Origin of the sequence: Cryobacterium sp. PH29-G1 (assembly GCF_030063365.1) — a bacterium.
Lineage (GTDB): Bacteria > Actinomycetota > Actinomycetes > Actinomycetales > Microbacteriaceae > Cryobacterium.
The window spans coordinates 1-26,292 of sequence record NZ_JASISY010000014.1 but is presented as its reverse complement, the minus strand read 5'-3'; the positions used below and the strand labels follow the sequence as shown (position 1 = coordinate 26,292).

The 26,292-nt window shown below is 61.2% G+C and carries 25 protein-coding genes and 3 pseudogenes; 8 read left to right on the top strand and 20 right to left on the bottom strand.

The annotated features are described in order from the left end of the window. Nucleotides 1-399 precede the first annotated feature (399 nt). Nucleotides 400-960, top strand: coding sequence for a recombinase family protein (locus QMK22_RS14775; protein WP_283498410.1), 561 nt, complete (start codon nucleotides 400-402; stop codon nucleotides 958-960). 26 nt (nucleotides 961-986) lie between these two features. Here the strand turns inward: QMK22_RS14775 and QMK22_RS14770 are convergent, their stop codons facing one another. The 5 genes from QMK22_RS14770 to QMK22_RS14750 all read right to left on the bottom strand — a co-directional run bounded on the left by QMK22_RS14770 (nucleotide 987) and on the right by QMK22_RS14750 (nucleotide 6,223). Beyond that, nucleotides 987-1,853: a DNA/RNA non-specific endonuclease gene (locus QMK22_RS14770; RefSeq protein ID WP_283498409.1), complete on the bottom strand. Its 867-nt coding sequence runs from the start codon at nucleotides 1,851-1,853 to the stop codon at nucleotides 987-989. 1,224 nt (nucleotides 1,854-3,077) lie between these two features. Beyond that, nucleotides 3,078-3,500 carry a DUF302 domain-containing protein gene (locus QMK22_RS14765; protein ID WP_283498408.1) on the bottom strand — a complete coding sequence of 141 codons (423 nt, stop codon included), beginning with the start codon at nucleotides 3,498-3,500 and terminating at the stop codon, nucleotides 3,078-3,080. A 46-nt stretch (nucleotides 3,501-3,546) separates the two neighbouring features. After that, the gene (locus tag QMK22_RS14760; RefSeq protein WP_283498407.1) at nucleotides 3,547-5,073 is read right to left on the bottom strand and encodes a multicopper oxidase family protein; all 1,527 of its coding nucleotides are present in this window, start codon (nucleotides 5,071-5,073) and stop codon (nucleotides 3,547-3,549) included. A gap of 370 nt (nucleotides 5,074-5,443) precedes the next feature. Further along, nucleotides 5,444-5,647 carry a multicopper oxidase domain-containing protein gene (locus tag QMK22_RS14755; protein ID WP_502857808.1) on the bottom strand — a complete coding sequence of 68 codons (204 nt, stop codon included), beginning with the start codon at nucleotides 5,645-5,647 and terminating at the stop codon, nucleotides 5,444-5,446. A gap of 312 nt (nucleotides 5,648-5,959) precedes the next feature. Continuing rightward, entirely contained in the window at nucleotides 5,960-6,223 is a 264-nt protein-coding gene (locus QMK22_RS14750; protein WP_283498406.1) for a hypothetical protein, read from the bottom strand. Between the two features lie 687 nt (nucleotides 6,224-6,910). Here QMK22_RS14750 and QMK22_RS14745 point away from each other — a divergent pair. The 3 genes from QMK22_RS14745 to QMK22_RS14735 all read left to right on the top strand — a co-directional run bounded on the left by QMK22_RS14745 (nucleotide 6,911) and on the right by QMK22_RS14735 (nucleotide 9,205). Next, nucleotides 6,911-7,888, top strand: coding sequence for a sigma-70 family RNA polymerase sigma factor (locus QMK22_RS14745; protein WP_283498405.1), 978 nt, complete (start codon nucleotides 6,911-6,913; stop codon nucleotides 7,886-7,888). Nucleotides 7,889-8,077: 189 nt separating this feature from the next. Then, nucleotides 8,078-8,518, top strand: coding sequence for a hypothetical protein (locus QMK22_RS14740; RefSeq protein ID WP_283498404.1), 441 nt, complete (start codon nucleotides 8,078-8,080; stop codon nucleotides 8,516-8,518). Between the two features lie 516 nt (nucleotides 8,519-9,034). Next, nucleotides 9,035-9,205 (top strand): hypothetical protein, encoded by a 171-nt coding sequence (locus QMK22_RS14735; protein ID WP_283498403.1) that lies wholly within the window; start codon nucleotides 9,035-9,037, stop codon nucleotides 9,203-9,205. Between the two features lie 7 nt (nucleotides 9,206-9,212). On the opposite strand, the gene QMK22_RS14730 is transcribed toward QMK22_RS14735, so the two are convergent. From QMK22_RS14730 to QMK22_RS14695, 8 genes and pseudogenes are all read right to left on the bottom strand, one after another. Next, nucleotides 9,213-10,211, bottom strand: coding sequence for a glycine betaine ABC transporter substrate-binding protein (locus QMK22_RS14730; RefSeq protein WP_283498402.1), 999 nt, complete (start codon nucleotides 10,209-10,211; stop codon nucleotides 9,213-9,215). Beyond that, the gene (locus QMK22_RS14725) at nucleotides 10,212-10,979 is read right to left on the bottom strand and encodes an ABC transporter permease (protein ID WP_502857784.1); all 768 of its coding nucleotides are present in this window, start codon (nucleotides 10,977-10,979) and stop codon (nucleotides 10,212-10,214) included. Between the two features lie 23 nt (nucleotides 10,980-11,002). Further along, entirely contained in the window at nucleotides 11,003-12,250 is a 1,248-nt protein-coding gene (locus QMK22_RS14720) for an ABC transporter ATP-binding protein (RefSeq protein ID WP_283498401.1), read from the bottom strand. After that, on the bottom strand, nucleotides 12,243-12,884 hold the full coding sequence (locus QMK22_RS14715) for an ABC transporter permease (protein WP_283498400.1): 642 nt from the start codon (nucleotides 12,882-12,884) through the stop codon (nucleotides 12,243-12,245). The genes QMK22_RS14720 and QMK22_RS14715 overlap by 8 nt, the downstream gene beginning before the upstream one ends. 672 nt (nucleotides 12,885-13,556) lie before the next feature. Beyond that, nucleotides 13,557-14,291, bottom strand: coding sequence for a peroxiredoxin (locus QMK22_RS14710; protein ID WP_283498399.1), 735 nt, complete (start codon nucleotides 14,289-14,291; stop codon nucleotides 13,557-13,559). A 119-nt stretch (nucleotides 14,292-14,410) separates the two neighbouring features. Then, a complete protein-coding gene (locus QMK22_RS14705; RefSeq protein WP_283498470.1) occupies nucleotides 14,411-15,016 on the bottom strand; it encodes a multicopper oxidase domain-containing protein in 606 nt (201 codons plus the stop codon). A gap of 33 nt (nucleotides 15,017-15,049) precedes the next feature. Continuing rightward, nucleotides 15,050-15,136: pseudogene (locus tag QMK22_RS14700) on the bottom strand (twin-arginine translocation signal domain-containing protein); the annotation flags it as partial. Between the two features lie 467 nt (nucleotides 15,137-15,603). After that, the gene (locus QMK22_RS14695; protein WP_283498398.1) at nucleotides 15,604-15,993 is read right to left on the bottom strand and encodes a hypothetical protein; all 390 of its coding nucleotides are present in this window, start codon (nucleotides 15,991-15,993) and stop codon (nucleotides 15,604-15,606) included. A 509-nt stretch (nucleotides 15,994-16,502) separates the two neighbouring features. Between QMK22_RS14695 and QMK22_RS14690 the strand changes: the two genes are divergently transcribed. From QMK22_RS14690 to QMK22_RS14680, 3 genes are all read left to right on the top strand, one after another. Beyond that, the gene (locus QMK22_RS14690; protein WP_283498397.1) at nucleotides 16,503-16,868 is read left to right on the top strand and encodes a hypothetical protein; all 366 of its coding nucleotides are present in this window, start codon (nucleotides 16,503-16,505) and stop codon (nucleotides 16,866-16,868) included. Further along, a complete protein-coding gene (locus QMK22_RS14685) occupies nucleotides 16,861-17,097 on the top strand; it encodes a hypothetical protein (RefSeq protein ID WP_283498396.1) in 237 nt (78 codons plus the stop codon). Before QMK22_RS14690 ends, QMK22_RS14685 begins: the two co-directional genes overlap by 8 nt. Before the next feature lie 250 nt (nucleotides 17,098-17,347). After that, nucleotides 17,348-17,773, top strand: a complete 426-nt coding sequence (locus QMK22_RS14680) for a pyridoxamine 5'-phosphate oxidase family protein (protein WP_283498395.1) — start codon at nucleotides 17,348-17,350, stop codon at nucleotides 17,771-17,773. Here the strand turns inward: QMK22_RS14680 and QMK22_RS14675 are convergent. After that, nucleotides 17,770-18,747, bottom strand: coding sequence for an IS481 family transposase (locus QMK22_RS14675; protein ID WP_283498469.1), 978 nt, complete (start codon nucleotides 18,745-18,747; stop codon nucleotides 17,770-17,772). The genes QMK22_RS14680 and QMK22_RS14675 overlap by 4 nt on opposite strands. A gap of 471 nt (nucleotides 18,748-19,218) precedes the next feature. On the opposite strand from QMK22_RS14675, the gene QMK22_RS14670 reads away from it, so the two are divergent. After that, nucleotides 19,219-19,788, top strand: a complete 570-nt coding sequence (locus tag QMK22_RS14670; RefSeq protein WP_283498394.1) for an isochorismatase family protein — start codon at nucleotides 19,219-19,221, stop codon at nucleotides 19,786-19,788. A 91-nt stretch (nucleotides 19,789-19,879) separates the two neighbouring features. Here the strand turns inward: QMK22_RS14670 and QMK22_RS14665 are convergent, their stop codons facing one another. From QMK22_RS14665 to QMK22_RS14640, 6 genes and pseudogenes are all read right to left on the bottom strand, one after another. Then, on the bottom strand, nucleotides 19,880-20,419 hold the full coding sequence (locus tag QMK22_RS14665) for a MarR family winged helix-turn-helix transcriptional regulator (protein WP_283498393.1): 540 nt from the start codon (nucleotides 20,417-20,419) through the stop codon (nucleotides 19,880-19,882). A gap of 168 nt (nucleotides 20,420-20,587) precedes the next feature. After that, nucleotides 20,588-20,821, bottom strand: a pseudogene (locus tag QMK22_RS14660) (transposase); the annotation flags it as partial. A 46-nt stretch (nucleotides 20,822-20,867) separates the two neighbouring features. After that, on the bottom strand, nucleotides 20,868-22,805 hold the full coding sequence (locus QMK22_RS14655; RefSeq protein WP_283498392.1) for a tyrosine-type recombinase/integrase: 1,938 nt from the start codon (nucleotides 22,803-22,805) through the stop codon (nucleotides 20,868-20,870). An 8-nt stretch (nucleotides 22,806-22,813) separates the two neighbouring features. Continuing rightward, nucleotides 22,814-23,878, bottom strand: coding sequence for a tyrosine-type recombinase/integrase (locus QMK22_RS17590; RefSeq protein ID WP_502857778.1), 1,065 nt, complete (start codon nucleotides 23,876-23,878; stop codon nucleotides 22,814-22,816). Nucleotides 23,879-23,990: 112 nt separating this feature from the next. Beyond that, nucleotides 23,991-25,004, bottom strand: a pseudogene (locus QMK22_RS14645) (IS256 family transposase); the annotation flags it as partial. Nucleotides 25,005-25,443: 439 nt separating this feature from the next. Beyond that, nucleotides 25,444-25,683: a hypothetical protein gene (locus tag QMK22_RS14640; RefSeq protein ID WP_283498390.1), complete on the bottom strand. Its 240-nt coding sequence runs from the start codon at nucleotides 25,681-25,683 to the stop codon at nucleotides 25,444-25,446. Nucleotides 25,684-26,292 lie beyond the last annotated feature (609 nt).

The window sequence follows — 26,292 nt, the reverse complement described above, 5'->3', positions numbered from 1 at the left end:
TGCGCGGTCGTGCCAGCGATTTCGAGACCGTGAAGACAGGTTTTGCAGGTGGGCGCTCCGGTGGACTCTCGCATCAGGTCAGTCTGTACCCATCCGCGACGAATGCGCCAGAAATGTTGGTGACCCGTCCCGGGTTTCAGGCCGCCGTTCGATCGTTATCGAGCAGGCCGGGAGCGTGATGTGGCGCCACGGGGATTTTCGCCTTCGCATTGTGCTCGAAACTCGTTGCCGAAAATCAAAGCGCTCCAGGGGAGCCGATCGTGTCCATATGGGGTACACCCCAACTAGACGTCAGGCGAATGTATTTTAAACTGTCAGAATAGGGTCAGCTTTTTATTTATTGACAGGTCTCCTCGTCGGATCTTAGACTCTAATCTGACAGAACAGAGGAAAAGCCTTATGACGGGTCAACGAGTTGGATATGTGCGGGTGAGTACTCTCGATCAGAACACCGTCCGTCAGCTTGCTGGCGTCGATGTCGATCGGGTGTTTGAGGACCAGGCGTCGGGCAAAGATAAGAATCGCCCCGAGCTGGAAGAGATGATCAAATTTGTCAGGGACGGTGACACTGTTCTCGTGCATTCCATGGACCGCCTGGCCCGCAACCTCGATGATCTTCGCTCGATCGTGCGTCGATTGACTGCGAAGAAGGTTCGGGTTGAGTTCGTGAAAGAGCAGCTCTCTTTCACGGGCGATGACAATGCGATGGCGAACCTGCTTTTGAACGTCATGGGAGCGTTTGCTGAGTTTGAGCGGTCTTTGATTCGTGAACGTCAACGTGAGGGTATTGCCCTGGCCAAGAAGCGTGGCGTTTACCGTGGTCGTACCCCGTCACTGGACACGGCTCGCGCGGTCGAGCTGCGTGAGAAGGCTGCTGCTGGCGTACCGAAGTCTGTGCTTGCTCGAGAGTTTGGGATCAGCCGCGAAACCGTCTATGTCTACCTTCGCGCCGGGGACTGAGCTGGCTGTAGACGATTCGGTGTGGTTTAGAGCTGGATTCCTGCTGTGTTGACCAGTTCGACCCAGCGTGTTCGACGGTCGGTGCCTTCCTGGATAGCTGGGGCTGGGGCGTAGACGTCTGCTTCGGATAGGGCGGCCAGGTTGAGCCCGGTGAGGTCGATGATGTCGACGATGGGTACTTGATAGGTGCGGTACGGTCCAAGCGGTGGGGGAGTACCGTACATGCGGGCTGGAGCGCGGACCGTGTCGAGGTCGATGTCTTCTAGCTGTGGACTTTGGTCGAGGACGAACCCGGCAGCGTGCAGAACGGTGGAGCCTTTTGTGGTCGTGGTCCATGCCGCGATCTTCCAGAACGCTTGTGGGATCTTCACGCCGCGATATGTCGGGTCCTGGGGTGAGAGCACGGGGGCGGTGAAGACACTGATGCGGTTACCGTTTGTCCGTGCATAGGTGAGGACGTGGTCCTCGAGGCCGAGCCAGAGTTGTTTCGATTGGTTAAAGGCTCCGGCTTGGGGGGCGGCGTTGGTGTAGGTGAAGGTATCGTAATTCGCTCGCCGGGCTGTCGTTGTGTCGCCCCAGATCGGGTCTTGGCGCCGGACGAGGTGTCCGCGGTCGAGGTCGTTTCTGGCGTAGACGCCCTCCCCGGCCTGTTCATAGAGCGGGATACGCGAGTCGAGGTGCCAGTCGTCGCCACGGTCAACGGTAACGAGCTGGTTCCCGTCGATGTTGACGCCGGTCGCGATCGCGAGGCGCCGCGCGGGATCGAGGAGCACGGTGAAATGTGTGTAGAGCAGTTCACGAATCAGGGTTCCCGCGGGAGGGGCTGGAAGCGGCAGACGAGTCGTAAGGAACTCGGCGTTGTAGCCAGCAGGATAAAGTAGTGCGGCGTTCATGGTAAGAGTCAACCAGCTAGAGCCGACTATTGGGGCTTTCGAATTTATCTGGCGGTGTTGTTGGGGAGATTGTCGGCGGACACCGAAAACTGTCCACGGGCGGCCAATAGGGAATCGCCGCATTTCGGCCGCATGGCCATTACGACGGCCCGCTGGCGGCCAACCGAATCTGTCCATTTTCGGGCATCGATAGTGCCATGAATCCGACCCCAGACAGCGTGACGATGAGCGGATGGAAACCGCCGCGCCTAGTTGGCCAGTGTCGGTCACGCTGCCTGCTGGCACCCATTCCGGTCCGTGATTGCAGGGAAACTCATGGGCACTCGCCGAACGGTGCTGACGACGATCAGCGCAACCGGGCTGAACGCCAGGAAGCGGCGACGAAAGAGAGTTCTGGCGTATTTTTCGAGACGGATGTCTTTATCTGAGGGGATACCGCCTGCCCACTGGCGGCCAATGGCTAGTGGCCGTATACGGGCTCCGCCATGGCCGCGTATGGGCCGTTTCTCCTGTCCGCTGACAGGAGATCCGTTCGCTGGTGTTTTTGTTGGTCACAGAAACGAGTGGTCGAACTGGGGATATTGCTGTTCCTTATCGACTGCATAAACTTAGAGAGCTGGGTAGTCCAAGGAGCTGTATGAATAAAGTGATCGTGACATTACGACGCCGATTTGCGCGGTGGCCGGGTTTCGTTCTGGTCAGCGTGAATCGGTGCGGTCAGCTACCCGCCGTCCTTGAGGATCCGGTGGATTGCACAGGGCGGGTCCTTCACGGCTTGTGGCTGGGCGACAGCGTCGACGACGGGCCTGATGGCACGACGTACTGCAAAGTGAAATGGGTCGCGCGGAGACGCTGACCAGTAGTGAATCGACCGCAATGCTCAAAGCCACAGGCGGCAAGGTCAGCTCTTCGACGTTCGATGCTGTTGAGTTCGAAGGTGAATTTGACGGGCGCACAGTCTGTTCCGCCGACCGTCGGCCGCGCAACCAACAATGTGCCGGGCACGTGAAAGAAAAACCGACCGAATCATTCTGGTCTCGGTTGCTCGCACGCTAACTAGAGCACCGGCGCGGCTAACGGCCAAACACGGCCGGGGGTGGGGACATCCTTATTCCGAGGTTCGGCATGGGCGCAGCTCTCGTGTCAGGAAGAGCGCTGCGGCGCGCCGCGTTGCACAGATTCAGCGACAAGCCCTCACCATGCTTTAGCGGAGCGGATCGCGTGTTACTTGCTGTTGTTTTCTCCTTGGAGAGCGGCTAGCGCGGCGAGAAGACGTTCATCGGCTTGATCAGCAACGTTCTGTATTCCCGGGGAATTGCTGAGCTGGACCATGGTTTGTGGGTTGATAGCTTGAACCGTGGTGGTATTCGCTGACGGGCTTCGTCGGATCACGACGTTGCACGGAAGCAGCAGGCCCATGTCGGGCTCTGCGGTGAGTGCTTGTTCGGCGAGGGCGGGGTTGCAGGCACCCAGGATCAGGTAGTCGCCGAGTGTGTGCGCGCTTTCGACGCCGAGTTTCGTTTCGAAGGTCGCGTGGACGTCGATTTCGGTAAGAACGCCAAATCCTTGGTTGGCAAGTTCTTCCCGCACCCTGGAGACGGCTTCTTCGTAGGGCAGCGAGACGGTGATGGTGTGTGCGTAGTTCATTGGTTTCTCCTAATTCATTTTCTTGCACTGATGGTTACGGCTGATGTCAGCTTGCGGTGACGATTCCCATCATTCCGCTGTCTTCGTGGTCAAGGATGTGGCAGTGGTACACGGTACGTCCGCTGAAGTCGTCAAACGCGATACGTACGCGCACGGTGCTGCGTGCCGGGATGTTCACGACGTCCTGCCACATGATGGTTTCGACGGGCTGGCCTGACTGTTCAATGATCTGCATCGGCCACACGTGCAGGTGCATGGGGTGATCGAGCGGGCTGGTATTTGTCAGCAACCAGTCCTCCACGCTGTCGAATTGCACGGTCGTGTCGACCCGGGTGGCTTCGAATACCTGGCCGTTGATCGTCGCTGACATCATGCCCCCGCCCATGCCGCCATTCATGTCTCCACCCATGCCACTGCCCGTTTCCCCGCCCATGCCGCCGCCCGTATCCCCGCCCATTCCCATCGCGAAGATCAACTCGCGTCGAGCGGTTACGGTAGCCGTGCGTAGGTCACGTGGAACGGGCTGGCCGGGTATGGCGGCGACTGTCGCGACATCGTCACCGGTCACGATAAAGGAGGCCAGTGCGACGTCGGCGGCGGCAGTGGAGCTTTCGCCTCCCATCATTATTCCGCCGGAAGTGCCTCGATTATAGGTGTGGGCACGCAGCACGGAGGTGCCGGCTGTGCCGGTGACGAGAAGGTCGGCCCGGTTCCCCGGGGCCAGCACGACCTCGTCGACGTCGTGCGCGGCTTCGAACCGTCCGGAGTCGATTCCGAGGAGGGACAACTGCTGCCCATCGAGGCGCAGCCGCAGGTAGCGGGACACGCAGGCATTTACGATGCGCCATCGTTCCCGCTCACCAGGGCGGGAAGTCATACTGGGGGTGAGTTGACCGTTGACCAGGACGAGGTTCCCCTCGCGTCCGGACATTTTCTCCATCACGGTGGCCGCTGGAATTGTTCCCGTGGAATCGAGGGTCATGTCGGAAATGACGAGGACGCGTTCCCGGCTGGCAAGGATAGGGTCAGGGTCTTCGACGATGATGGCGCCGTAAAGCCCGCCGAATACCTGATCGGCCACGAAACCATGGTGGTGCGGGTGATACCAGTAGACACCCGGCGGGTGATTGGCGGGCAATTCGTACTGGTAATCAAAGGAGTCGCCGGCTGCGACGGTGACGAACATGTTGTCGCTGTTGTTCTCAGGCGAAACGTGGAGGCCGTGCACGTGCAGGTTGCTCGGATCTGCCAGCCCATTGCGAAGTCTGACGCTGAGGGTGTCTCCCGCTCGAACGCGCAGTGTGGGGCCGGGCACGCCACCGTTGTAACTCAGCGCACGCACATCACGACCAGCAATGGTCACCTGTTGGGGGGAAGACTCGAGATCAACGGTGAGAGTACCGCTGACGCTTCGGAGCTCCGGGGGCTCGACGAGGTCGCTCCCGGACGGTATAGTCGGTGACGTCGTCGAGGAGATCCGTTGATTGACGAAGAAACCCGTTCCGCCCACAGCTGTGCCTGCAATCCCCACCCCGCCGAGGATCAGGGCACTACGGCGACTAAGGTCGGGCACTACCGGCCCTCCTCGAGCACCCGCAGCTGATCACGGAACTGCTCTGCTGTGAGCTCCCCCCGAGCGAACCGCTCCTCAAGAACTTGCCTAGCACTGGCGGAATCAGCTTGCCTCGGAGCTGATCGCGTGTCATCGCTTGCGGATTTGTTCGACAGTAAACGAACAATGACATAAATGAGCACGGCAACGCCTGCAATAGCTATCAGACCGAATCCCCAGGACCACCCCATCGTTCCGTTGTCCCACATCATGATGTGATTCCTCTCGTAATTCGTAACCACTTGATTATACCTCTAGGGGTATCTGATCTAGCTGGATAATACCGACACACATTCAGATCGAATTAGCGACCGGCGTTGGGGTCGCCACGCTAACGCACATAGGAGAACAGTCCGATCATGCCGCGTTCGGCGTGGTAGGCGTTGTGGCAGTGGGCGATCCACTGTCCCGGATTGTCGGCGTCAAATTCAAACGTGACCGTTTCTTTCGGGCGGACGATGACGGTGTCTTTGCGTGCGCCGTTGCCCTCTCTGTCAACCTTGGATAAGGCACTGGGATCATCCCGGTGCCTTATCCAAGGTTGACAGAGAGGGCTGGACGTGGGTCTGGCGGGAAAGGTGCCGTGATAACGACACTTGATGTTGTGACGAAGAAGACGAAAAAAGAGCCCACCCGTGAGGCGGTGGTGGCGAAGGAATGGGTGCGATGGTCAGCGGGCGGACTGTGGCGGGTTTGGCTCAAGGATGATCTTGATGGGTTGTGTTGGGAGCAACTGACTATCTGCCGGATCGATGACGTGCTTCCAACGTTCTGGGGAGTCTTCAGCCGGCGAGTGGATGCGGGACATGGTCACTTTCTTGGCGCGTATTGGTACGTAGGGGATTGCCTACACGGTAAGGCGTTCGTCGAGGCGGCCAGCGTGCTGCACGAATTTCGATTCTGCTTTGGCCATGGAGCCGACGAAGAAGGTACGCATGGGGTCACCGAACTCGAACACCTCGTATGTGCCGGCGTTCATACTAATGAAGCCGATGAGGGAGAAGGCGCTGTCCCACGGCACTCTCACGTCGCTCACCCTCCATTCGGTGTTGGAGATCGGGGTGAGTTGCACATCGGTTGAGGTTCTGGTGGTGCGGTTTTTGGTATTCATGGTGTTGCATTTCCCTCTCTGGTTGAGTATCCACGCGTGAGGCCGTTGACCCGTGAGTCTTCACGCCAGTTGTGATCGCCGCGAGAGAGGGTTTCAGCGTCATGGAATTATCTAATCACCGGGGTCCGGGCGGTCACAGGGCCGAAGGTCCCGACTGCGGGGGAGCATCCCTGTGAACGATCGTTTGTCATACAGCGCCGACGATGCGGGCGTCCTCTGATCGGGTTGGGAATCCTCAATCCTCACGGTGTTCCTTCCCTGGTGCCGGTCTCAGCAGATGGTGAATCTGCTGCCTCGTATTAGGGGCAGACTCGAACGCTTCAGACCTGAGGGAGGCATCCTTGCATCAAGTCCTAGCATTTTTCGGCGGGCGGTGTCAATGCTCTTGACGGGTGTGTATTTAGTATGTGAACTGGGGTTCTGACTTTGAGGGGGAGGCGTTCATGCCTGATCAGGACGTGTCTTTATTTCAGCACCGTGACGTTGTTATTGCCGCGGTCTCCGCGGCAACGTGGCAGGTGAGGGGGCCGAGGGCCGGCGATGACGGGGCATCCGTTCTCCTCGGCTACATTCAACGCGTGGGGGGAACACATTTGAAGCGACGAGTCTTGCTTGTCCGTTGGAGGAGTGTGCTGAGGTCACTTTCGCTCAGGCGGCCGCTCACATCGTCGCCAGGGCGGTGACGACGTGAGCGCTGTCGTTCAGGCTCCGGTGATCTCCTCGCCGGCCTCGCCTGCCCGTCCCCGGGTCGCGGCGCCTTATGCGCGGGGGTCGACGGATGCCTTCGGAGACTACCTGCACCAGATCGGCAAGAGCGCTCTTCTGACCGCTGAGGAGGAGGTGGATGTCGCGCGTCGGATCGAGGTCGGTATCTTCGCCGCCGAGAAGGTCGCTCAGGGCATCACCGACGAGGTCTTGGTTCGGGAGCTGGCGTGGCTCGTCCATGATGGGAAACGGGCCAAGAATCATTTCATTGAGGCGAACCTGCGCCTGGTGGTCAGTATCGCCAAACACTTCTCCGGCCGCGGGACGCCGATCATGGACCTTGTCCAGGACGGCAACATGGGCCTGATACGCGCGGTCGAGAAGTTCGATTTCATGACCGGCTACAAATTCTCCACCTATGCGACGTGGTGGATCCGTCAGTCCATCCACCGCGGCACCGCCGACAAATCTCGCATGATCCGCATCCCGGTGCACACCGCGGAGAAGCTCAACAAGATCAAGCGGATCCGCCGCGACCTCACGAACACGCTCGACCGGGAACCCATCGTTGAGGAGGTCGCTGAGGCCATCCAGATCTCGGCCGCGGACGTGAGGAGGCTGCTCCGGTATGACAGCGAACCGGTGTCCTTGCAGACACCGGTCGGGGAGGAGGGGTCCGGGGACATCTCGGAACTGATCGTTGACGATGACCTCCCGCAGCCCGACGAATATGCCACCGGGGTCCTGCAGAGTGCGGACATCATCTCCTGCATGGACACCCTGCCGGCCCGGGAGTACTCGATCCTCACCGAGCATTTCGGTCTCGACGGTGAGGTGCCTCGCACGCTGGCTCAGATCGCCGAGGGGCAGGGGGTCACGCGGGAACGAGTGCGACAGATTGAAAAACGTGCCCTCGCGCTTCTGCGTGTTCCCCGGCTGGAACACTACCTCCATGATTGACCCGGGTCAGGAGGGGTGATCCCGATGGTCAATCCGGCGGATACAAGTCCGACAGGGTCGCCGAAACACACGGGGACCCCGCAATCGACAAGCCTATGGCGTGGGTCCCGCCTCAGCGCAGGCCAGCGGGCCGATCGCCAGCTCTGCCCTGTTCTGGTTAGTGAGGTTCTCGGGCTCACCGTCGGCGACGTGGCCGCGGCCATGCGCATGGCCTTCGTCACGCGGACGCTGACGCTTTTCCAGGCGAACGCCTGGATCATTGCTGCGGAGCGGGCGCCTGGTTGGCTTGCCCCGCTCCTTGACAGCGCGGACCTTCGCGATCCAGGTCGGGTGAGTCTGATCGCCGCGCGGAGGCGGCACATGTGGGCGGTGCAGGAGGAAGTCTGGGAGGCCTTCGGGGCGGGACAGAGAATTACGGGTTCTGAGCAGGTGGCCGTCGCTGCCCGGATCGCGTTCGAGTCCTTGACGGAAATGGCCACGACGACAGGCGATAGCAGCGGACTTGGTCCCAACGAACTCGCAGCGCTCACCTGGGCGGGGGTTGAACCAACGGATAAGTCCACGTGGTTTGTCATAGACCCGGACGACAGCGAAACCGTGTGGTTTCCCCGCTCCGACGACGGGTTCTGATCCTGGTCGCCGCACAGAGAGGAACTGAGTGCAGAGTCAAAGCGGCAGTGGAATGAGTAACGTAAGAGATAGGGGCCTCCGTGGCATCAGATTGTGTGTAGTAACCCAATCGATCCGGAGGTCCTCACTTTTTAACGCACGCCACGCACACAACCTGTGTGGGAACAACACCTACGACGCTGCTGAATAATGCGTATATACGCTGACAAGCATGCGGTTTTATCAGGAATTTCAATCTGCCAAGGGCCGTATTCTTGCCTTTGTTCAGCGGGCTCCTAGAAAGCGCCCTTCTGGTTCGAGGATTCACCGGCCGGCCCGGTGGGACGTGACCAGTTGCGCGGATTCGTCTTCACTGACCGGCCGGGGTCAACAAAACGCCGTGGCGATCCGATCCGTGACGCGCTCAATTAGCACCTACAGTACGTCGTCATAAACCACACCAAGAACCCGCATGAATTTGGGTCCAGGGAGTAGGCACACCTGCACACACGCCAGCAGCATCGGTTTGAGCTGTCCGTGGCCCAGAAGGCGGATGTTCAGGTCGAACACGAGCGCTGCCCTGCAATTGCCGTCACGGTGGCCCAATTTCGAGCCACGACCGCAGCCGTTAGCGGGCGAATCGTCACGGTCGTGCTGCGCGAGGCAGACTTCGACAAGATCGAACCCGTGCTGACTTGCTGCCGCTGAGGCGCGGCTATGCGGGGTCGGTGATGAACCCTTCGGATTTCATCCATTCGAACGCCACGTAGGCGGGTTCGTCGCCATCGACGTCGACCTTGCGGTTGAGACCGCGCAGTACGTCGTTTGTGAGGCTGGGGGAAATCTGGGCAAAGATTCCCTCGAGTTCCGGGTATTTCTTGAGCGTCTTCGTGAAGAAGATCGGGGCCACGTTGTACGCGGGGAAGAAGCTGAGGTCGTCTTCCAGCACGGTGAGGTCGAGGGCTTCGAGGCGCCCGTCGGTCGTGAAGACTTCACCGAAGTTGCACGCACCGCTGTCCGTTGCACTGTAGATGGCGCCGGTGTCGTAGATTCCCACGTTGTCGTCTGGTACACCGTCCGCGGCTCCTCTTGTCAGCCCGTAGTGCTCAAGCATCGGGTTCAGGCCATCGGGTCGTGAGTTGAACTCGGCCTCGACACAGAATGTGCGGTCCTCAACCGGGAGTGCGGCGAGCTCGGACATCGTGGTGATTCCACCCAGGTCGGCGACGGCCTCACTGCGGACGGCCAGTGCATAGGTGTTGTTCATTGGCGCCGGAGCGCCCCAGGTCAGGCCGTTGTTAATATCGAGGTCATGCACCGCCTGCCATTGTTCCTGCTGGTCCGGAATGGCCGTGGTCTGTCCCATGTACGTGAGCCAGGCCGTTCCGGTGTATTCCCAGAGGAGGTCTGCCTGCCCCGACAGAATGAGTTCCCGGGCGGGTTGGCTGCCGGGAACGTTGCTCAGGTCGGTCACCGTGAATCCCGCTGCGGATGCGGCAAGCACGGCGATCTTCCCCAGAATGAGCTGCTCAGTATAATTCTTTGACGTGACGGTCAGTTCCGCGCCATCGACGCCGGAAACTGGCGTGATCGAACCCGGGCCGAGCTCGGGAACGAACGCGGTCGCCGGCTGTAGACCACAGCCGGAGAGCGCCAGCCCGGCGACGGTCAGGACTCCGGCCACGAGCGAGAAGCGATGGTACTTCGAGGACATTTATATTCCCTTCGGGCGAGCGACGTGTTCAACGACGCGTCCGACCCAGTCGATCAACAGGGCCAGCAGGGCAACAAGCACGGCACCGGTGACGAGAACGGCCGTGAGATTGAGATTGACGCCGGTCGTGATCAGAATTCCGAGCCCCCCACCATTGATGAAGGTGGCGAGTGCGGCCGTGCCCACGAGCAGGACCAGTGCCGTCCGAATGCCGGACAGCATCACCGGAACCGCGAGGGGCAGCTCGACCTTGAAGAGAACCGCAGTCGCGCTCATCCCCATTCCGCGACCCGCCTCCACCAAACGCGGGTCCACTTGCTGCAGGCCCACCATCGTGTTGCGTAGCACCGGGAGCGCCGCGTAGAGCACCAGGCCAACGGTGGCTGCCCAGAATCCGAAGCCGACCCAGAAGGCCAGGAGAACGACCACACCGATCGCCGGGGCGGCTTGCCCGACGTTTGCGAGGGCGAGGATTGGTCCGGTGAAACGGCGCAGGGGGCGCCGAGTGAGCAGAATGCCGACGGGGATGGCAATGGCCAGCACGATGACAGCGGACAGCAGCGTGAGCTGGAGATGCTCAACGGTGTACCCCCACAGCGCATCGGGGGCCAGCGTGTTGAGTTCCGTGGGCGTGAGCTTGGCGGTGAGCAGCCAGACGACGAGTGCCAGGAAGGCGGCGAAGATGCCGGCGAGCTGGAAGACGAGGCCCCGCCACGCCAGCCAGCGCTTCCGGGCCAGCGTCGGGACGACGGCCGGAAGGGGGGCCACGGGCGAACCTGTCACGACGGTGCTCACGGCTGGGCCGACTCACCGGCAGTGGCGGCGGCTGCAGCCTGGAAGACGCCGGTGTTGAGACCCACGGGGGCATTCGCCGACTGCGCGGCGCCCTGCGCCTTCGTAATCGTGTCCATGATCGTTTTGACGTCAATAACGCCCTTGAACATATCCCGGCGTCCGGTCACGAGGGCCGCCCCTGCGCTGGATACGAGCATCGTATCCAGCGCATCGTTCAGGGTCGCCCGGTAGCCGACGACGGGAAGCTTCGGGTCGGGGACGTTCGTGATTGTCTCCAAACGCTCCAGCTGGCGCAGCGAGAGCCACTGGATCGGACTGTCGCGTTCGTCCACGATGACCGCGTGGCTATGCCCGGCCGTCTTTACCCGGCTCAGCACGTCTGCGGCCCGCTGCCCCGGTTTACCGACGACGGCTTCGCCCAGCCCCACCTCGGTCACCCGGGTGAGGGTGAGCTGTTTGAGCCCGGCACCGGACCCGATGAAGTCCTCGACGAACTCGTTGGCGGGTTCTGCCAGGATTCGCTCTGGCGTGTCGTATTGCACGAGCTGGGCGCCCTCGTTGAAGATTGCGATCCAATCGCCCAGTTTGACTGCCTCATCGAAGTCGTGGGTGACAAACACGATGGTCTTCTGCAGTTCCTCCTGAATGTTTAGCAGTTCGTCTTGCAGGCGTAGCCGGGTGATCGGGTCGACGGCGCCGAAAGGCTCATCCATGAGCAGCACGGGGGGGTCAGCGGCCAAAGCACGCGCGACACCCACGCGTTGCTGCTGTCCACCGGACAGCTCATTGGGGTACCGGTCGCGGTACAAAGCGGGGTCCAGTGACACGAGTTCGAGCAGCGCATCGACACGTGCCGCAATGCGGGCCTTGTCCCAACCCAGCATCTTGGGGACGATGCCGATGTTGGTGGCGACGGTCATGTGGGGGAACAGGCCGCCGGCCTGGATGACGTAGCCAATGCCGCGTCGGAGTTCGTCACCGTTCATGCCGGTCACGTCATTTCCGTCGACAACGATCTTGCCCGCCGAGGGCTCAATCAAACGGTTGATCATTTTGAGTGTCGTGGTCTTGCCACACCCGGACGGTCCGACCAGCATCACGATCTTGCCCGCCGGAATCTCCATGGTGAGGCCGTCGACGGCCGGCTGAAGCTGCCCGGGGAATCTTTTCGTCACAGTGTCAAGCAGAATGCTCGCACCGGTGACCTCGATGGATGGGAGGGATTCTTTAGTTGATTCAGACACGGATACCTCGCGGAGTTGTCAGCCGGCCGAGGCCGACGAGAAGAAGATCAAGAATGAGGGCGAGCACAATGACGCCGATGACACCCGTCAGGACCGATTCAAGGGAATTGGCGCCGCCGAGTCTGGAGAGTCCGGAGAAAATGAATCCGCCCAGACCCGGGCCGAGGGCGTATGCGCTGATTGCCGCGATTCCCATGACCATCTGGGCTGACACCCGAACCCCGGTCAAAATGATCGGCCAGGCAATCGGGAGCTCAACCTGCAGCAGGGTCCGAAACCGGCTCATCCCGATGCCGCGGGCCGATTCGACGATTGCGGGCGAGACTCCGGAGAGCCCGACCACCGCATTTCGCAGAACAGGGAGCGTGGCGAAGAAGGTCACCACAATGACGGCCGGCAAGACCCCGAAACCAATAGGGGCGATGAGGAGACCGATGAAAGCGAAGGACGGAATCGTCAGTCCAATGGCCGAAACGGAGTTCGCGACCGCGCTGAGGCTCTTGCTGCGATACACGAGCGCGGCGAGAACGACGGCGAGGAGAGTGGCGAGCAGGAGGCATTGCACCACGAGGCTGAAGTGCTGCCAGCTCGAGAACAGGATTTGATCAAACCTGTTCCCTAGGAAATCCAACACATTCAAACCCACTTCGCTTCGATGACTTTGGGGCACCGACACCGACACTCGCGACGATGTCGCTGTGCCGAGCCCTACGCAGTAGCGGGCCCAGGCCCGCGGTGAGGGTGTAGGCCCACTATATACGTATGACTACATTGTGGGTTTTGACACGATTCTCTCGTTGTCCGCCCGGGCGCTAGAACGGCAGGAGCGGATCAAGGCCGACGGCCACGAAGAGCAGGGTGAGAGACGCGATAGGACCGTTGAAGACCCGCATCGGTGAACGACGCCTAGTAGTACTTGGTTAGGTTGGTCCGGCGCGTTGATGGCAGTAGGGGCAGTGGCGGAGGCTGTCGAGGAAGCCTCGCGTTAGTTTCAATGTTCGAAGCTCACCAGCAGTGGCCCACCGAACCCCCGGCGGCATCGCTACCGGCGGCGAATACCCCTTTGAGAGGGTCGGTTGTGAAGCAGTGGATCCGGAAGACCGTGCCGTCCGGCGCCGCCCGCTCCAACATGCCGATCTCAGCGATGACGCGGATCCTCAGGCCGGTCTCCTCCTCACCTCACGTACCAGGGGAGTCGTAACCGATTCGTCGGGGCGCGATTGGTCGTCGTTGTCGTGCTTCCGCCCTTGATTTACCTGTTGCGTTTGGCCCAGTCCCCGTCGTGGACCGGTCCAACCGGTGGTCGTCACTGGCCGGTTGGACCAACGCGGATGGTGGCTTCGACCTTGTCCGCTGAGAGTTCCTTGGTGCAGAAGAACCAGTCGATGCATTCGACGCCTTCCTCTGCGCCGTCCATTCGGTCCTTGGCGGTTCCGCAGGATCCGGCGGTGGGGACGATGACGCGTTCCCCGGGCCTCCATTCAGCGGGCGTGGCGACGCTGAACGCATCGGCGGTTTGCAGTGCCTTGATGACGCGGAGCAGTTCATCGAAGTTGCGCCCGAGGCTGAGCGGGTAGTAGATGATCGTCCGGATCATGCCGGCTGGGTCGATCACGAACACCGCACGGACAGCCTTGGTACTGTCCTCACCCGGCATGATCATGCCGTACTTCTTGGCAATCTCCATGGTGATGTCTTCGATCAACGGGAAGGTCACCTCGATGTCGCTGAGGCCACGAAAGGTGATCTTTTCCTTGATCGTTCGCAACCACGCGATGTGGCTGTAGAGCCCGTCGATTGAGAGACCGACTAGTTCGGTGTTGTACGCCTTGAACTCGTCCTGCATGGACGCAAACATCATGAACTCGCTGGTGCACACCGGCGTGAAGTCGGCCGGATGTGAGAAGAGGATCACCCATTTCCCGGCATAGTCAGCGGGGAAGGAAATGTTGCCCTGGGTGGTGATGGCCTCGAACGGAGGTGCGGCGTCGCCGATGCGCGGCATGCTGGCCGGCGGGTCATCCTGTGTGGCTTCGTTCATGGAACTGGTCCTCTCGTCGGGTCTCGTGCCTGACGGTAACATGCCCGTAGGTGTTCTTCCCCTGACGTTGTGAACGCGGTTGATGGGTGATTTCCTGACGAGGACGGAGACGTCCACTTTTAGCCCGCCGAATCCGCCCACATGGAGCACGGCGCAGGCCAGTAGGACCTGCAACGAAAAGGTATATCCATTCCGGACATGTCCATCCCCATGGATAGTTCGTCCAGAACGTCCACGGGTGTGCCGGTGATGCCGTCGAGCCAGTCGTCGAGCAAGATGACCCAGTCTTGGTCGTACAGCATTGGCTCGTGCGGGTCCTCGATGATGAGCGCGCCGGAGAGTCCGCGTTCGCGTTGCATGTCGACGTGTGAGTGATACCAATAGGTGCCGGGCTGGTTGAGTCGAAATTTGTAGTCAAAGTCGGCGCCCGGTTTGATCGCGGGTTGGGTTACAACAGGCACTCCGTCGGCGTCATTGCGTAGAGCCAGGCCGTGCCAGTGCACACTGGTCGATTCCGCGAGCGTATTGCTGACCGGGACGTCGAGCGTGTCCCCGGTTTTTGCGCGGATAACGGGCCCGTTGAGTGCTCCGTTGTACCCCCAGGTACTCAGCGCAATACCGGCGACGGACGTGTCAAAAACCCCGGCGCTGAGCTTTTGCGTGACCGTTGTCCCGTTCGAGGGGCGAGCATCTTCATATTGTGAAACCAGCTGATCAGTTGGCAAGATGCGATCAACCTTTCCTGCTGCGGGGGATGTCGACGGAGTGCAGGATGCCAACGCTGCCGTAGCTGCTGTGGCCAGGGAGGCACCGAGGAATGTGCGACGCGTAAGAGACGAATTCATCAAGTTTCCTTTAATCTATGAGTCGGACGTCGGCCGGATGGCCGGTGTCGTTCGGTGTTGCGTGGGTCAGCAAGCCGGTGAGACCGGTGATGTCCATGTGTCCTCGTAATCGTCGATGGAATCCAGACGTACCAAGCCTTCGCCCGTATCGGTGCTCACGGTGAGGCTCGAGGCCGTCGTCGCATGGGACGAGATCGGTGCGCGTGCAGCCGGGTGTCCAGCGCGTTCCAGCGTGCCGCTTTAAAACGAAGCGAGGAGTCCGGGAATGACGGCGACTTCAGCCGTAGCCGAGGGCGCGACAAAGTTCCGCTGCCACGTACTGGCTCGGAACTGCATCAGGATCTAAACGCGACTAATGGACAGAAGGATAAGGCTGGGGCGGTGAATCGGTAAGGCAATGCTGCGCCAAGACCCGAGAGTGACGCATCCGGCATCGAGCAAGCGCCGATACACGTCGGGAAGCCGAATTAGGAACACAGGGCGACAAGGGTGAGCAGCAGCACGCACGTCATCACGAGCAGCGCGCAATCGAGCATTCCCTCGAGGCCGCCCGAGGAAATCGAAGCGACAACGGGTGCGGCCACGACAGCCACCATGCCCATAACGACTGCCTCTTGACCGGCTACTGCTGACGCAGCGGAAGCCGGTGTGTGCATGGCATGCCCGGTGGCCTCGGAATGGAAAGTAAAAACTGCAAAAAGCAGCGCGGCAAGAGCAAGCAGCGAGATGAAAGACGACAGAGGGACAGATGCAACTACCCGCCGTGTCGCGCGATCGATCGACATCCCGGCACACACGAGATCAATGAACTCAGTCCGAGTATTCGGCGGAAACAACTTGACCATGAAACGCTCCATTCACTAGAGCGTTGCTACGACCATATGACTTTGCCCCAAGAACGAACTGCCAATGTCACCTTTCGCAGGATACCGCACGGACAGCGACGATTCCTGAATTCCGGTTTGGTGGCCGGGAGACTTTGACCGATGATCGTCATCATCGCGGCCTCAGCATGGTTTACGCTGCAACAGCGCCCCCAACTCGAGTTGTCAGCATCGAAAATGATGGACAGGGACGTGCCCGGCAGCACGATCGACATATCCATCAGCGCGCGCGAACGTTGCGAACGGGCCCGTAAAAACGGACATGACAGCCGAGTCGCGCGCTGGGGGGACAGCGAGACTGGAACAGCATTGGCGATATCGCCAAGGCGGCGTCGGTCGCGCCGTCCACTACTCATCAGGCGCTGGGACGACTCCTTGATATCGGTGCCATCCGCGCGAATTCCCGTCGCGGCTACACTGTCGTCGCGCCGGAGAAGCTCCTCGATGCCTTCGCCGCCTACGGTATCCTGCGCGCCGACACTGTGGTGTCCACAACGCTGCCCGCCGCCCAGACGTTTCTCGACGACGGTGAAGTCGACTACGCCCTCAGCGGCAGTACCGCCGCCGTGCACTACCTCGGTGGCCGCAATGCTGTCGCCGATCTCGGCCGACGAATCATCTACACCACACGCACTGTGTCGCAGGCGGACTTTCCGGCGGGTGATGAGGTCATCATCCTCACCGAGGATCAGGACGCGGCACGGAAATGGCGGTCCGGTTACGCCAGTCTCGCTCAGACCTACGCCGACCTCTGGGCAAGCCCAGGATGGCAAGCCGCCGAGTTCACCCGCGCGCTGAAAACGAGCTTGTTCCCGGCCGCGGATTGGGAGCAGCAAACCAGTGCCTAGTCTCTACGAGGACAAGGACGGAGTCATCCGTGCGCTGGTCGATCGGCTGGGCCATGATTTCGAACCCTCGATCCTCATCGGCGGCTGGGCAACATTCGTTCGTGCCGGGGGGGAAATCAGTCTCGACATCGACCTCATCACCTCGCAAGAGAGCCGACACAAGTTTGCGCAGCTGATGACCGACATCTCAACTATGAGCGTGGGTCGGGAGCCGCATAATCGATCTTGAGGCCCGTTTCGTAGTGGTCATGCGGCGCAGGGACAGCCTGAACCGCATCGTGTGAGTGATGGGGTTCAGGGACCGCCGGCTTCTGCCGATTGAAAAGAGGGCCAGGGCCGCCAGGCGTCGTAGGGCTGAAAGTCCCGGCGCCTACCCCCTTTCGGGGATATGAACAAGGTAACGGGGCGGGAACTGTGGGCAGGAGAAAGGTCTCGGTCACGTCGTCTCCCGGTTGCTCTCATACGTGCCACGATGAAGCATGGACATCGACGACGTTAAAGAGATCCGCATTCTCACCGAGGACGAAAGCTGGGACGCGTTGCTCTCGGGCAGTCTGGGCCGCCTCGCGGTCAGTGCCGGAGGTATTCTTGACATCTTCCCCGTGAACTTCGTCGCCGCGGACCGGCGTCTGCTGTTTCGCACGGCCGAGGGGACAAAGCTGCTCGAACTCACGGTGAACAACCACGTGGTGTTTGAGACGGATGGCGTTGGTGCCGAGGAAGCGTGGAGCGTCGTCGTCAAGGGAACGGCGCGCATCCTCGAGAAGAGGTCTGAGATCGACGACGCCGATCAGTTGCCGCTGCGCCCGCTGGCCCCGACTCTGAAGTACATCTACGTGGAAATCATCCCCACCGAGGTTCAGGGCCGTCGCTTTCAGCTCGGCCCTGAGCCCGACCGCTACTAGCTGTTCTTCCCACTGACGTTGTGAACGCGGTCGATGGGTGATTTGCCGCCGATGCCGGTATGGGGTCTGTGGTGATTGTAGCTGTGAATCCAGTCCAGGTACGTTGCTGCTCGGGCTTGCTCTGAGTCGTAGTGGTGGGCGTAGGCCCATTCGAAGGCCAGGGTGCGGTGGAAGCGTTCGATCTTGCCGTTCGTCTGGGGGCGGTAGGGGCGCGTGTACTTGTGCTTGATGTCGCCGAGCGCCTCGTTGAAGTGGCCGGATCGGTAGCAGGACCCGTTGTCGGTCAGTACCCGGGTCACGGTGATTCCGAGTGACTTGTAGTAGGCGTGGGCTCGGTGCCAGAACGCGGCGGCGGTTTCCTTTTTCTCGTCGTTCAGGATCTCGGAATACACCACCCGAGAGTGGTCGTCGAGGGCCGAGTGTAAACACGAGTACCCGGTTGGGACTGATTTCTTTTTGTTCTTTCTTCCGGCGTTTCCGAGGGTGCGCCATCCGCCGCCGTCGGGGATTCGGCCGAGCTTCTTCACGTCCAAATGCACCAGATCGCCCGGATTGGCATGCTCGTAGCGGAGCGGTTTGGGTTTGCGCACGGGCAGTCCGGTGTTGAGGTCCACGTGCCCGAGCAGCGGCATCCGGTACCGGTTGAGGACCTTGGATACCGTCGACTGGGGCAGACGCAGGTGGTAGCCGATCCGGTGTGGTCCCCACCTCCGACCAAAGCGCAGCGCGACGATGCGTCGCTCCGTGCGCTTGGCCGTCTGCGCCGGTGAACGGCGCGGTTTAGACGAGCGGTCGGTCAGACCCGATAACCCATCCGCTCGGTAGCGTCGGACCCATTTAGAGACCGTCGCGCGGGAGACCTGCAGGCGTTCAGCGACGCGCGCCTGAACCCAGCCGTCCTCGATGACAAGTTCGACGAGTTTGAGGCGTCCTGCCGGGGTCAGCGGCGCGTTGAAGTGGGTAACGTGAGAGATGAGGGCCTCCGTGGCATCGAGTGAGTGTGGTAACCCAATCGATACAGGAGGTCCTCACCTTTTTACAACTCGCCACGCACACAACCTCCGTGGGAAGAACAACTAGGACGCTGCTGCCGTACAGGGCGGCGCCGGATCAGGCACCTTCGCGGGATTACACCGTACGGACAGGTCATGCGGGATTGACGTGGCCACGATCTGCTGAGGCCATAGGATCCACCGGGGGAGCGTCCGGTCAAGGTTCCCCATCGGGAGCTTTGAGTGACCAGCGTGCCGCCGGCCGTGTCAATTGTTCTGGAACATTGGAGTTCCGGTTGCGGGAATAGCGTCTGCGCCCATCTGCTGGCCAGAAAGTGGCGCGATGCCGCCGTCATGGGATGCTGAATAGTGTCTGTATCGGTCCCAGTCCTAGATGGCGTCTTGGACCAACCATTTTGGTCATTGACCTGAAATTATTTTGGAGCCTAAATCGTGATCCAACTACCCTCGATCGATGATCACACCGCCCTGATCGTCGTTGACGCTCAGCAAGGATTTGACCAAGCCGAATGGTGGGGACCCCGAAACAACGCGGACTGTGATCAGAACATCGCAGTGTTAGTGAACGAGTGGCACAGGCTTTCGCGACCGGTCGTCTTCGTGCAGCATAATTCCTCCAATCCGCTCTCTCCGCTGCACCCCAGACACCCCGGCCATGCGTTGAAAAGCTACATGTCCGGCACTCCGGATCTATTGGTCCAGAAAACGGTCAACTCAAGTTTTCACGGCACACCCGATCTTGACTGCTGGCTTCGAGAAAACGCTATCTCGACCATTGTGGTCTGCGGCATCACCACCAATCACTGCTGTGAAACAACAGCGCGCATTGGCGGAAACCTGGGATACACCGTCTACTTTGCTGTAGATGCGACCCACACATTTGACAGGACAGACCTCGAAGGTGGAATGATCAGCGCGGCGGAACTTTCCCGAGTCACCGCGATCAATCTTCACGACGAGTTCGCCACCGTCGTCCTCTCGCACGAACTCCTCAACCGCTGAAGACGTTCCGTTACGGGTTCCCTTGTGACACACGTCGCACGCCAAGATCCAATGACCAGTTCAAGGTCAAACTGCGTCGCTGGACGACCGCCTATCGAGCACCAGCGTCTTTCGCTTTGGGTTGAGGTTCTTCGATTGAAAGGCTGGTAGGCGGGGTCCACGTTACGTCAGGACCGATGGCCGTTGAGATCCTCCGACTAATGATTCCCAGCTGTGTGACCTGGCTGTGGGTGAGAGCGTCGAAGACGAGCCTCCGCACCAGCGCATTGTGACCAGGCGTCGAGTCGGCGACCTTGTCATGGCCCTCGCTCGTCAGGACGCCCAAAGTGAACCGCCCGTCGCGCGGGTCGACGACGCGCTCCACCCACCCCCGCGATTCCATGCGCGACACCGCACGCGAGAGCCGAGACAGCGTGCAGCTGGCATAGCCGGCAAGGGTGCTGAGCCGAAGCGATCGGTCGGGGGCGACATCGAGGGCGTAGAGGATTCCATGTTCAAAGTGGGTCAGGCCGCTATCACGCTGCAGTTGCGTATCGAGCACTGCGGGAAGGCGCTCCAGCATCGTCGCTACGGATGACCACACCGTGAGGTCTTCGACATTCATTTCGGCACGATCGCGCGATGCAGCCATAACCCCGATTCTACGTCACCGCACTAAGCTGGCGGCATCGTGTTGGGTTGCCTGCGCAAGTCATAGACGGATAGGATGACTTTCCTGAGCAAGTAGTATCGGCGACTGCGGGCCACGTCCCGCTGGGTGGTGTAATTCATCGTCACCGTGCGGGTCAGTTGTTTTAGTTTAGGCGGCAGCGAGCTCGGGGAGGATCACCGCCTCATCGATGACTTCGACGGGGTTGTTCATTGTGGTCAGCTCGAGCATTGAGGCTTCGGAGAAGTAACGTCGTTCGCCGGCTTCCCACTCGTCGTGCTGCTCGATCAGGACTGAGCCCGCGAGGCGGAGCAGGGCGGCAGAGTTGGGGAAGACGCCGACGACGTCGGTGCGGCGTTTGATCTCCTTGTTGACCCGTTCTATTAACCGGCTCTCGTTGTCAGGTCAAGGGGATTGGGGTTTTTCGATGTCACCGTCGGACTTGGCGGAGGTGGCTGGTGAGGGCTGCCGCGGTGGTGGCGTGTCTGGCTGCTTCACCGTCCCAGCCGCGTTGTTTGGCATCGGCTGTGAGAGCTTGGATGTCGTCGAGTTGTTCCGCGAGAGCGTCGGTGAATTCGGGGCCGGTCGTGAAGTTGGCGCAGTTCTCGCAGATGTTTGCATAGGAACAGGCGCCGGCGCTTTCGTGCCGGGAGCAATATCCGTGGGCGACACGGGTTTTGATCATCTCGCTGTTGAGCCAGGCCACCTTGTCGGGAACGATCGGGCGGCCGACCGGAGTGAGAGTCAGTTGTCGGCGCATTTTGCCGACGGCGTCGTCGTAGGCGACTCGCAGCGTCGGCGAGGCGAGGGTGGCATACCGGACGGTCATTTGGGCGGTCGCGTGGCCCAGCAAAGCCATTAGCGCTTGCAGGCTCATCCCGGCGTTGGCGAGTTCGGTGGCCCAGGTGTGGCGGAGTTGGTGCGGCGTCACGATCAGGGCAGTCCCGTCGGCGCCGCGGAGTCCCGCAGCGGTGCTAGCAGCGATCAGACCGTTGCGGATACGGGTCGGTCCCAGTCGTCGACCGTGGTTAGTGAAGAGGAAGTCTGTGATCGTGCCGGTCCGGGGGTGCGGCAGTGCCCGTGAGGGACCGCGCTGCCTCGTCCATTGGTCGAGGGCGGCTAGCGCGGTCGCGTCCAGGGGAACCATCCGCTCGGTGGCGAGTTTGCCGAGGGGGACTTTCAGCCACGAGCCGGTGAGGCCGTAGTCATAAACGCTGCCCAGCTCCAGGTCGAGGAGCTCACCGATGCGCAATCCGGTGTGCCGCAACACCGTCACCGCGACGCGGGCGAAGGGATCGTCGATGCCATCAACTGCTGCCATCAGCGCCGCGTCGATGTTGGGGGCGAGAGCGCGCGGCAGCGGCTGACCGATCTTGGGGATGTCAGCCCGGAATACCAACCGACGCGTGGGGACGTCCTTCCAACCCCAGTCGGTGATGTCCTCGAGCATGTTCCGCAGTGTCAACACCGCCGCCTGCGCGACAGCGGTCGAGACGGTGCGACCTGCGCCGGCAGAAGCATGACGTCCGCGCCAGGACCGGTGGCGGTTCCAGATCAGGTAGGCCTCGATGTGGTGGCGCCGCAGGTGACGGAGGTGTCGGATCTCCGGAGCGTGGGCGGTGAGATATTCCGCAAACGGCAGCAGGTCATTGATCAGGCAGTCCACCGTGCTGGGACGGGCCACTGCGGACCGGACGGTGACGTAACGCAAGAATGTCTTTCGCAGCGCGGGCACCATCTCCACCGCAGCGAAGCGTTCCTCGTAACTCGACGCGGTGGACCGCCGCCGAGGAGGCGTGTCAATCACTCTGGTGTCGAACAGGATCGCTCTCAGCCCTGCCACCCGTGCGCGGTAGGCGCGGAGCATCGACGGCGTCAGCGTCTTCGTGGCACTGAGTCCCGATTCGAACGCGTCGATGATGTCGGCGGTCAGCTGCGCCGTTGTTCCGCCCGTCCAGGCGAGGAGCACGGCCAGGCCTTCACCGAGAAGAGTTTCGACCCACTTCGATGTCCATCCGAGCCGGTTTCCGGCGGCGCGTATCCGGGTGAATCCATCCGGGTCGCGCACCTCGATCGCCGAGCCGAGGCCGGTGAGGTTCTTCGCACCAATCAGCTCCAAGTCCAGGAGCAGGCCGCTGTGGGCGACGGCATAAACGATGACGGGCCAGGCGCCGGTCCGAACCAGCTCCTCGCAACGAGACAACGCCGGGGCGTTCATCCACTCGGCCAGGTCCGGGTGATTGCCGAGGAAAGCATCAACGATCCGAACGCGGTCCCGCATGGCCCTGGGCCCCAGGCCGAGAATCGACAGATTCTCGAGGTACCCGTCTCGCAGCGTCACCACTGGAGGCAGGAATGTGGTGGTCATGACGATCATCATCGGGCGTTGGCGGCGAGAGTCGCGCGGGCGGCGCCGTATTCGGCAGCGAGGTGTTCGATACTCAGATGGACGTAGCGGGCGGTGGTGTCCGGGGAAACGTGGCCCATCAGCTCCCGCAGTGCCAACAGGTCAATACCGGCCGAGGCCAGCTCGGTGCCATAGGTGTGCCGCAATCGGTGGGGACGCACTCGGGTCGCCCCCGAGGTCTCCCGGTGGCGGCGAAACACCCCACGTAGCCCCGCTTCGGTCAACGGTTGTCCCGTAGTTGGCCCTCTCAACACGAGGAAACACTCCGAAGACTTCACCCCGGCGGGGCGTTCGTGACGCAGGTAGGCGGCAACCTCGGTGAAGAAAGCACCATCGACGGGGACGTGCCGTTCTTTCGATCCCTTGCCCACGACGCGCAGGCGGCGGCGCCCGAGGTCGACGTCGGCTAGCTGCAGCCCGCGCACTTCCGCAGCCCGCAAACCGCCCAGCAGCATCACCAACACGATCGCGCGGTCGCGGTGCATATCCATCGAACGCAGGAAACGGTCGACGTCGCGAACAGGCAGCGATTCCGGCAGCATCTGGGGCTGACGCACCAGTCGACCCCCGCCGCGTGAGCGTCCGGCACCCAGATGACCCAGCAGGCCGCGGGTCGAGGCACCCGGACTACTGCGCCGTCGCGCAGACGGGACGGGATTGTTAGGGCAGGCGCCAGCCATCACCAAGTATTCGAACAACGCCCTCACCGCAGCGACCCGGCGGTTGACTGTCGATGCGGCCGCCGTGCGCACCGCGCCCGAAGCGTCCTCGGCCCGGTCAGGTGTGCCGTGTGAACGAACGCCCTGCCAGTCGATCCACTCGAAGACCATCATCGGCGAGACCTCGACAAGGGTACTGTCCCTCGCCAATAGAAACCGTGCAAAGTTGACGATGTCGAAGGCGTAGGAGCGAACCGTGCTCGGGCTGAACGCCCGGGCATCGAGGTGCCCGAGAAAGGCATTCGCCGATGCGGCATCGTCCCAATCGCCCACGATGCGGAAAGCTCCGTCGATCTTCTTCGCTGAAACATTCATAGCGTGGACTCCTTTGTCGGCCGGTGTGCAAGAGCTTCCACCCCAACGAGCGTGGAGCCCTCGTCATTCGCAGTACTGAGAGGGACGTGTCGTTCGAGAGCCGGTAAACAGATAACGGATTTGTCGACCAGATCTGTCGCCAGTGACGCCGCGGGAACGCGGCGAAAGTGAGCAAGTCGGGTTGGGCGTCGGTGAGCATCGACGCGACCTTCGGGTGTGATCGGCCGAGCATCGTGGTGACTTCACGGAATTGCTTCTCGATGTGCTCGCGGTCGGGCTGGGCGAAGATGGTGCGGATAATTGACGCGACCATCTCCTGGGATCCTTTCGGGACCACGGCGAGGACGTTTCGCATGAAGTGCACCCGGCATCTCTGCCACCCGGCGCCTTGGAAGACCGTCCCGATGGCTTTCTTCAGCCCGGTGTGGGCGTCAGACATGACCAGCTTCACCCCGTCGAGACCGCGGGTCTTCAACGACCGTAGGAAGCTGGTCCAGAAGCCTTCATTCTCGCTGTCGCCCACGTCAAACCCGAGGACTTCCCGCCGTCCGTCGGCGGCCACGCCGATCGCGACGACGACTGCCTGGGACACGATGCGATGACCGACGCGCGCCTTGCAGTACGTGGCGTCGAGGAACACGTAGGGGAAGTCCTGCGCGGCCAAGGTCCGGTCGCGGAACTCGGCCGCTTCCGCGTCGAGGCCGCCGCAGATCCGGGACACCTCCGATTTGGAGATCCCAGAATCAGCGCCGAGCGCCTTGACCAAGTCGTCGACTTTGCGGGTCGAGACGCCGTGGACATAGGCCTCCATCACAACGGCGAACAGGGCCTGGTCGACGCGGCGGCGGCGCTCGAGCAGGGCGGGGAAGAACGACCCGGCGCGCAGCTTGGGGATCTTCAGATCGAGGCCCCCAGCCGTCGTGCTCAAAGTCCGTGGCCGGGTGCCGTTGCGATACGTGGTGCGGCCGCCGGAGCGTTCAAACGGGGCGGCGCCGATGAACGCGCTCGCTTCCGCATCGATCAGTTCTTGATACAACGTTTCGGTCGCGACGCGGATGCGGTCGGTGACATCGGTGAGTTTGAGTTCTCCCAGCAGGGTGAGGAGGGCAGACTGGTCTAGAGCCATCGTGTGGTGTCCTTTGTGAGTTGCTTTAGTCGGTACTCACTGACCATCGCACGATGGCTCTTCGCGTTGACGAAGCAACGCTCAAATCCGGGAAACAACACCACTCAAGGGGACATGACCGTCGCGCCGCGGGCGGAACATCTTGTCTTGCTACAGAACTGTCGTAAACCTCTAAGCCGGCGGGTGGAGCCGAAATTGATCATTTCTGACCAGATCGGTACGATCGACGCCGTCTCTTGGTTTTCTGCAGGCCAGCACCTGTTCAAAACTCTTTGCCGAAATGAAAGCTGCCGAAACCTGGCCATCGAGGTTTTCCGCCAATCTTCATCGACAGGAAATTCACTTTGAAGAAACCCTCGGGACTGGACCCAGTGCAGAGGTGGGTGCCGATTTGGGGGAGGTCCGACCCCGACAGGCACTGTTGCGGGCCTACCCACGGTCAGGTTGCCCGTGCGCCGATTGCGAAGGATTCGATTGCAGAATTCAAGTGGGGAAAGGTGACGTGACGGCCGGGGGTATCGACGTTGAGGACGTCAAAGGCCGAGCCACGCTGTTCGATGTAGCCGAGCACCTTCTCGGGCGACTGTTCACCTCGTCGACGGTCGCCTACCCGCCACTCAGTATCGGAAATAGCGAGCACTTCCAAGTCTTCCAGAGTGCACGGCTCATGTTGATTCAACGTTGACTCTCCTTTGTGACGTGGCACGGTTCGTCCTCCGCGGATCGTGGAGGTGGCCATCTGTCGTTCGTGGTGAAATCACTGTCAACCACATTAGCCATGGTTGGTGCCAAGTGGTCGGCAGTGTTTGACCGTGGGTCGGGCGCCGTGCACGTGGAAGGTTACGGTCTCATCGTGTTCATTGAGGCCGGTGCGCGTGCTCTGTTGAGGTCAGCGTTCCCTCTCGTCGGCCACGCCGCTGGACGCCGTACCGAGCGAGCACAGTCGTGGGCCCCACCCTGTCGGGGAATCAATTAGCATGATGCGCCCCTCAGATTGGCCATCAACTAGGCGCGGTCGAGGCATGCTTCCCGGGTGAGCCGGACGGTTTAGTCCGTGTTCTTGTTGGCTGGTGTGTGGAGAGGGTAGAGCGCGGCCTCGCTCAGTGCAGAAATGTGGCAGTGCGGGCAGTACCAATAGGGGTGCGCGGTCGTGCCAGCGATTTCGAGACCGTGAAGACAGGTTTTGCAGGTGGGCGCTCCGGTGGACTCTCGCATCAGGTCAGTCTGTACCCATCCGCGACGAATGCGCCAGAAATGTTGGTGACCCGTCCCGGGTTTCAGGCCGCCG

Excerpts from the sequence above, each read along its gene's own strand:
- QMK22_RS14750 (WP_283498406.1), bottom strand. The coding sequence starts at position 6,223 with ATGAATACCAAAAACCGCACCACCAGAACCTCAACCGATGTGCAACTC.
- QMK22_RS14665 (WP_283498393.1), bottom strand. The coding sequence starts at position 20,419 with ATGGCTGCATCGCGCGATCGTGCCGAAATGAATGTCGAAGACCTCACG.
- QMK22_RS17590 (WP_502857778.1), bottom strand. The coding sequence starts at position 23,878 with ATGAATGTTTCAGCGAAGAAGATCGACGGAGCTTTCCGCATCGTGGGC.
- QMK22_RS14775 (WP_283498410.1), top strand. The coding sequence starts at position 400 with ATGACGGGTCAACGAGTTGGATATGTGCGGGTGAGTACTCTCGATCAG.
- QMK22_RS14655 (WP_283498392.1), bottom strand. The coding sequence starts at position 22,805 with ATGACCACCACATTCCTGCCTCCAGTGGTGACGCTGCGAGACGGGTAC.
- QMK22_RS14680 (WP_283498395.1), top strand. The coding sequence starts at position 17,348 with ATGGACATCGACGACGTTAAAGAGATCCGCATTCTCACCGAGGACGAA.
- QMK22_RS14710 (WP_283498399.1), bottom strand. The coding sequence starts at position 14,291 with ATGAACGAAGCCACACAGGATGACCCGCCGGCCAGCATGCCGCGCATC.
- QMK22_RS14730 (WP_283498402.1), bottom strand. The coding sequence starts at position 10,211 with ATGTCCTCGAAGTACCATCGCTTCTCGCTCGTGGCCGGAGTCCTGACC.
- QMK22_RS14770 (WP_283498409.1), bottom strand. The coding sequence starts at position 1,853 with ATGAACGCCGCACTACTTTATCCTGCTGGCTACAACGCCGAGTTCCTT.
- QMK22_RS14695 (WP_283498398.1), bottom strand. The coding sequence starts at position 15,993 with ATGGAGCGTTTCATGGTCAAGTTGTTTCCGCCGAATACTCGGACTGAG.
- QMK22_RS14765 (WP_283498408.1), bottom strand. The coding sequence starts at position 3,500 with ATGAACTACGCACACACCATCACCGTCTCGCTGCCCTACGAAGAAGCC.